At 73.5% G+C, this 6,751-nt stretch carries 5 protein-coding genes and 2 pseudogenes; 5 read left to right on the top strand and 2 right to left on the bottom strand.

The genetic code is table 11. The features are described from left to right. The 3 genes and pseudogenes from DKT69_RS39605 to DKT69_RS40990 form a co-directional block, all read left to right on the top strand. Positions 1-243: pseudogene (locus tag DKT69_RS39605) on the top strand (IS607 family element RNA-guided endonuclease TnpB); the annotation flags it as partial. A 260-nt stretch (positions 244-503) separates the two neighbouring features. Next, a complete protein-coding gene (locus tag DKT69_RS40995; RefSeq protein ID WP_368666228.1) occupies positions 504-830 on the top strand; it encodes a hypothetical protein in 327 nt (108 codons plus the stop codon). 66 nt (positions 831-896) lie between these two features. After that, positions 897-1,415, top strand: coding sequence for a cyclase family protein (locus DKT69_RS40990; protein ID WP_438361818.1), 519 nt, complete (start codon positions 897-899; stop codon positions 1,413-1,415). Between the two features lie 11 nt (positions 1,416-1,426). Here DKT69_RS40990 and DKT69_RS08730 read toward each other — a convergent pair whose 3' ends face one another. Next, positions 1,427-2,467, bottom strand: coding sequence for a S66 family peptidase (locus DKT69_RS08730; RefSeq protein ID WP_109801075.1), 1,041 nt, complete (start codon positions 2,465-2,467; stop codon positions 1,427-1,429). Between the two features lie 122 nt (positions 2,468-2,589). On the opposite strand from DKT69_RS08730, the gene DKT69_RS08725 reads away from it, so the two are divergent. Next, complete coding sequence (locus DKT69_RS08725) at positions 2,590-3,651, top strand: hypothetical protein (protein ID WP_109801074.1); 1,062 nt, start codon at positions 2,590-2,592, stop codon at positions 3,649-3,651. 124 nt (positions 3,652-3,775) lie between these two features. Beyond that, on the top strand, positions 3,776-6,562 hold the full coding sequence (gene ppc, locus DKT69_RS08720; protein ID WP_109801073.1) for a phosphoenolpyruvate carboxylase: 2,787 nt from the start codon (positions 3,776-3,778) through the stop codon (positions 6,560-6,562). Between the two features lie 70 nt (positions 6,563-6,632). Here the strand turns inward: ppc and DKT69_RS41375 are convergent. Beyond that, a pseudogene (locus tag DKT69_RS41375) lies at positions 6,633-6,737 on the bottom strand (hypothetical protein); the annotation flags it as partial. Positions 6,738-6,751: the final 14 nt, after the last annotated feature.

The raw sequence follows: 6,751 nt of genomic DNA, 5'->3' as shown, positions 1-6,751 counted from the left end.
TGCACCCTGTGCGGCCTGGTCCTGGACCGGGACGTCAACGCCGCACGGAACCTGGCCGCGCTGGCGGTCACCGTCGCCGGGAGTGGCTCGGAGACGCGAAACGGACGTGGAGCCGACCGTAAGACCCGCCCCGGCGGGCTGGTGGCTGTGAAACGTCAACCCGGCACCGCCACCGCGGGTAACACCGGGACCGTCCCACCGCAAGGTAGGACATCCAATCATGAGCACACCCATGCATCATGAAAGGAAACGGCGTACGGCACCTCCGTGAGGCACGCCCGGGCGGCCGCACCGGCCCGACGGGGGGCGTCGGGCCTCCCCGAAAAGGTCCGCATACCCCGCTCCGGCCGCCGCCGGCGTTGCGGCCCCGGCCGGGCTGGCGCGTTCCATCCTCGGGCCACGGCGGTGCCGGGTTCTTGAAGAAAATTGCTCAGATCGCGGCGGACCGACGGGCCGCGCGATCGGATCTTGACCGGGGCGGCGGCCCGTGATCGGCTTGCCGCGTGGCGGAGCAGTATCGGGCGCAGTTCGACGCGGAGGTCACCTTCGCCAACGGTGGCGGGCTGCGGACGGAGGGATTCCGGCTGGACATCCCGGGCCGGGACATCACCGACGAGGAGCTGGGCGCGCTCTTCGTCCGGCACCTCGGGCTGCTGATGGTCGCCGAGGTGCGGATCGACCGCAGGACGATCGTCGAGGAGCCGCACAAGGGCGGCCGGGGCGTCGCCGTCGACACCCCGCCGGCGCGGCGGCTGGTCGAGCTGAGTCACGTGATCAGCGACGGCATGACCACCCTGCCGGGCTGGCCCGCGCCGCGGATCACCGACTAGCTCACCCGGGAGGCGTCCCGGGCGAACTACGCCCCCGGCGTCGAGTTCCACGTCGCCCGGATCGACATGATCGCGAATACCGGCACCTACCTGGACACGCCCGCGCACCGCTGGGCGGACGGCGCCGACCTCACCGGCACGCCGCTGGACCGCCTCGCCGACCTGCCCGGGGTGGTGGTCCGGGTGCCGGTCGGCACCCGGGCGGTGGACCGGCTGCTGCTGGCCCCGTACGAGGTGGCCGGGCGGGCGGTACTGCTGCACACCGGCTGGGACGCGCACTTCGGCACCGACCGGTACGGCGGGCCCGAGGCCCCGTACCTGACCAGGGACGGCGCCCGCGCCCTGGTGGACGCCGGCGCCGCCCTGGTCGGCATCGACTCGATCAACATCGACGACATGAGCCCGGCGGCCCGGGGCGAACGCCCGGCGCACAGTGCCCTGCTGGCCGCCGGCGTGCCGATCGTCGAGCACCTGACCGGCCTCGACGCGCTGCCGCCGACGGGCTTCCGGTTCACCGCCGCCCCACCGCGGGTGGCCGGCATGGGCACCTTCCCGGTCCGCGCCTTCGCCACGATCGACGCCTGACCGGACGTCGGTCAGTAGCGCACCGCGATCCGGCGCTCGACCGCGTCGACCCGGATCTCGCCGCCGTACGGGATGATCAGCTGCGGATCGGTGTGGCCGAGGTCGACGTCGAAGACGACCACGGCGTCGGGGGCGTACTCGGCCAGCGCCCGGGTGACCGCCTCCCGCTGGGCGTCGGCCCACGCCCGCCGCTCGTCGACGGTGTGCGGCCGGTCGAAGTCCCACGCCTTGGCCCGGCCGACGACCACCGCCGGGAAGCCGGCGAGCAGCCCGCGCTCCCCCATGTTCCGCAGGATCCGGAACACCTCCCGCGCGCTGGGCAGCTCGTTGGAGGTCTCGAAGACCAGCACCGACTCGGCGAGTTCGGCGGCGGACGGGACCCGGTCGGTCGCCATCAGCCAGTGCAGGATCTCCAGACAACCGCCCCAGGTCCGCCCCTGCACCACCCGGGCCGGCCCCTGCCAGCGCCAGCCGTCGCCGGGAAGCATCTCCGGCTCGAACGCCAACGTCTCCGGCTCGGTCCACGGGTTAGGCTTGTCGCCCCACTCGGGGGCGGGCGCCAGGTCGTACCAGCCGGTGGTGAAGAGGGCGGCGTGCAGCGAGGCGAAGGTCAGCGGGTGCGGTTTCCCGGGCCGGCCGAGGTGCACCAGCACGGACCCGCCGTGGTAGGAGACGATCCCCAGCCGGTACAGGTGGTTGAGCACGTTGGTGTTGTCCGAGTAGCCGAAGTACGGCTTCGGGTTGGCCCGCAGCACCTCGTCGTCCAGGTGCGGGGTGACGGTGATCAGGTCGTCCCCGCCGACGGTGGCGAGCACCGCGGTGACCGTCGGGTCGGCGAAGGCGGCGGTCAGGTCCCGGGCCCGGTCCCGCGGGTCGGCGCCCAGCACCCGGGTGGTGGGGTACTCCACCGGCTCCAGGCCGAACTCCGCGCGCAGCCGGCGCAGCCCCAGCTCGTGGACGTGCGGGAAGAGACCCGACAGGCCGGCGGAGGGCGACACGACGGCGACCCGGTCACCGGGCCGGGGCTTGGGCGGATAGACGGGCAGATCCATGATCGAACGCTATCGAACCGGGCCAAGCCGTTTCCGACGGTCTGGCCGACCTCGATCAGGTGCCCGAGCGCGGGGCGGCGAAACCCCACAACCAGGGCGAACCACCGCCCTAGGCTGGCGGCGTGGACGAGGACCGGGAACTCGCCGTGCGGGACTGGCTGCCGCGTACGGCGGCGTTGCTGGTCGGCACGCTCGCCCTGGCCACCGCGTTCATCGCCGCCTACGTGGGGGCGCTGCACCAGCCCACCCCGCGCGACGTCCCGGTCGGGGTGGTCCTCGGCGACCAGCGCGCCCAGCAGGTGATGGCCGCCCTGCGCGCCCGGACCGACAAGCTCAAGCCGATCCGGTACGACAGCCCGCAGGCCGCCGACGACGGGCTGACCGCCCGCGAGGTGTACGCGGTGCTCACCTCCGGCCCGGACGACGGGTTGCGCCTCACCACCGCCAGCGCCGCCGCGCCCGCCGCCGCCGAGCTGGTCACCCAGGTGCTCACCCAGGCCGCCCGCCAGGCCGACCTGCCACTCCAGGTCACCGACGAGGTGCCGGTGGAGGCGAGCGACCCGCGCGGGCTGGTCCCCTTCTACCTCGCCGTCGGCTACGTCCTCGGCGGTTATCTGGCCTCCACCGCGCTCGGCCTGAAGACCGGCACCGCGCCGGTGAGCCTGGCCCGGGCCGGGCTGCGGATCGCCGCGTTCGCGGTCTACGCGATCGTGCTCGGCGCGGTCGGCGCGGCGATCGTCGGCCCGTTCCTGGACGTCTGGCACCACGACGTGCCGGCCGTCGCCGCGGTCGGCGCGCTGACGGTCTTCGCCGCCGCGGTGGTGGCCGCCGCCGTGCAGGGCTGGCTCGGCCTGCTCGGCACCGGGATCGTGATCCTGCTGCTGGTGGTGCTCGGCAACCCCGGCTCCGGCGGCATCTACGCCCCGGAGTTCCTCCCCGGCTGGCTGCGCGGCATGCACCGGTGGAACGTGCCCGGGTTGGCCACCGACCTGATCAAGTCGGCGGTCTACTTCGACCGCCGGTCGACGGGCTGGTCGCTGACCGGCCTGGTGGTGTGGGCGTTGCTCGGGATCCTCGGGCTGATCACGGCCACGATGTTCCGCACCCACCGGCGGTCCCGGCGCGCCGCCCGGGCCGCCGGCCCCCGCCCGACCGGACCTGGCGAGCCCGCCACCGATGGCTGAGCCGTCCCGCCCGTCCCAGAGTGCAGATCATCACGCCGGGTCCCTCCTTCCGGTGGGGCCGACGCGGATACCATCCAGGGAGTCGGACAGCGCTGTCCTTCGTACTCACGTAAGGAGCGCACCCGTGACCGACCAGCACGACCACGACGGCCCGGACGCCGCACTGCGGGCCGACATCCGCCGCCTCGGCACGCTCCTCGGGCAGACCCTCGCCCGGCAGGAGGGCCGCCCGCTGCTCGACCTGGTCGAGGAGATCCGCGCGCAGGTCCGCTCCGACGCGCCGGCCGCCGCCCAGCGCCTCGGCGGCCTCGACGTCACCACCGGCACCAAGCTGGCCCGGGCCTTCTCCACCTACTTCCACCTGGCCAACATCACCGAGCAGGTGCACCGGGCCCGCGACCTGCGGCGCCGCCGGGCGGTCCAGGGCGGCTGGCTGGACCAGGCGGCCAAGATGATCGCCGAGCGCGGGGTGCCGGCCGAGGAGATCGCGGCCGCGGCCCGCCGCCTCGCGGTACGCCCCGTCTTCACCGCCCACCCGACCGAGGCGGCCCGCCGGTCGATCCTGTCCAAGCTGCGCGCGATCGCCGACGAACTGGACGCCGAGACCGCCAACGCGATCCTCTACGGGGCCAGCGACGAGGGGCCGGCCAACCGGCGCCTGGCCGAGCTGCTGGACCTGATGTGGCAGACCGACGAGCTGCGGCTGGACCGGCCGGACCCGACCGACGAGGCCCGCAACGCCATCTACTACCTGCGCGACCTGTACGCCGAGGCCGCCCCGCAGGTCCTCGACGACCTCGCCGACACGCTGCGCACCCTGGGCGTCGAGACCTCGCCGACGTCCCGACCGCTGACCTTCGGCACCTGGATCGGCGGCGACCGGGACGGCAACCCGTTCGTCACCCCGGCGGTCACCCGGGAGGTGCTGCGGATCCAGCACGAGCACGGGATCGCGGCCACCGAGGCGGCGATGGAGCACCTGATCAACGAGGTCTCCGTCTCCCGGCGGCTGCGCGCGGTGTCGCTCGACCTCTCCGCCAGCCTCGCCGCCGACCTGGACGCGCTGCCCGAGGTGGCGCCCCGGTTCCGCCGGGTCAACGCCGAGGAGCCGTACCGGCTCAAGGCCCGCTGCGTGAAGGCGAAGCTGGCCAACACCCGGGAGCGGCTGCGCGCCGGCACCGCGCACGTGCCGGGGCGGGACTACCGGGGCTCCGCCGAGCTGATCGCCGACCTGGAGCTGCTGCGCGCCTCGCTGGCCCGCAACTCCGGGCAGCTCACCGCCGTCGGCCGGCTGGCCTCCACGATCCGTACGGTCTCCGCGTTCGGCCTGCACCTGGCGACCATGGACGTCCGGGAGCACGCCGAGGCGCATCACATTGTGCTCGCCCAGCTCTACGCGGCCGTCGGCGAGGTGTCGGACTACCCGTCGCTGACCCGGCTGGAGCGGACCAAGCTGCTCGCCGACGAGCTGGCCGGCCGCCGGCCGCTCTCCACCCTGGACACCCCGCTGACCGAGGGCGCGCAGAAGACGTTCGACGTGTTCGGGGCGATCCGGGAGGCGCAGGACCGGTTCGGCTCCGAGGTGATCGAGTCGTACATCATCTCGATGACCCTGGGCGTCGACGACGTGCTCGCCGCGGTGGTGCTGGCCCGCGAGGCCGGCCTGGTCGACGTGCACTCCGGGCGGGCCCGGATCGGCATCGTGCCGCTGCTGGAGACCCCGGCCGAGCTGAACGCCGGCGGTGAGCTGCTGGACGAGCTGCTGTCGCTGCCCGCGTACCGGGCCCTGGTGGCGGCCCGGGGTGACGTGCAGGAGGTGATGCTGGGCTACTCCGACTCGAACAAGGAGGCGGGCATCACCACCAGCCAGTGGTCGATCCACCGGGCGCAGCGCGCGCTGCGCGACGTGGCCGCCCGGCACGGCGTGCACCTGCGGCTGTTCCACGGCCGCGGCGGCACCGTGGGTCGCGGTGGCGGGCCGACGCACGACGCGATCCTGGCCCAGCCGTACGGCACGCTGGACGGCGCGATCAAGGTGACCGAGCAGGGCGAGGTCATCTCCGACAAGTACACGCTGCCCGCGCTGGCCCGGGAGAACCTGGAGCTGACCGTGGCCGCGGTGCTCCAGGCGACGCTGCTGCACACCGCGCCCCGGCAGCCGGCCGAGATGCTGGAACGCTGGGACGCGACGATGGACGTGGTCTCCGAGTCGGCGTTCCGGTCGTACCGGTCGCTGGTCGAGGACGCGGACCTGCCGGCGTACTTCTGGGCCTCCACCCCGACCGAGCTGCTCGGCGCGCTGAACATCGGCTCCCGGCCGGCCAAACGGCCGAACACCGGGGCCGGGCTGGCCGGCCTGCGGGCCATCCCGTGGGTGTTCGGCTGGACGCAGACCCGGCAGATCGTGCCGGGCTGGTACGGCGTCGGCTCCGGGCTGGCCGCCGCGCGGGCGGCCGGGCTGGAGGACGTGCTCGCCGAGATGAACCGGAACTGGCACTTCTTCCGCACGTTCCTGTCGAACGTCGAGATGATGCTGTCCAAGACCGACCTGACGATCGCCCGGCGGTACGTCGAGACCCTGGTGCCGAAGAAGCTGCACCCGATCTTCGACAAGATCCAGCAGGAGTACGAGCTGACCAAGCAGGAGGTGCTGGCGGTGACCAACTCGGCGGCCCTGCTGGAGAACTCGCCGGTGCTCCAGCGCACCCTGGCGGTGCGGGACACCTACCTGGAGCCGCTGCACCATCTCCAGGTGGCGCTGCTCCAGCAGTACCGCGAGTCCGGCGCCGCCGGCCGGGCGGTGGCCACCGCGCCGGGCGGCCGCCGCGCCCCCAACGACGGTACGGCGCTGGAGCGGGCCCTGCTGACCACGGTGAACGGCATCGCCGCCGGCATGCGCAACACCGGCTGATCCGGACCGGCACCGGCCAGTTCTCCAGCAGGGCCGCCGAGTTGGTCACCGCCAGCACCTCCTGCTTGGTCAGCTCGTACTCCCGCTGGATCTTGTCGAAGATCGGGTGCAGCTTCTTCGGCACCAGGGTCTCGACGTACCGCCGGGCGATCGTCAGGTCGGTGTTGGACCGCATCATCTCGACGTCCG

The sequence above is a fragment of the Micromonospora sicca genome, from assembly GCF_003172935.1.
Taxonomy (GTDB): domain Bacteria; phylum Actinomycetota; class Actinomycetes; order Mycobacteriales; family Micromonosporaceae; genus Micromonospora; species Micromonospora sicca.
This window is presented reverse-complemented; position numbering and strand designations above follow the sequence as displayed.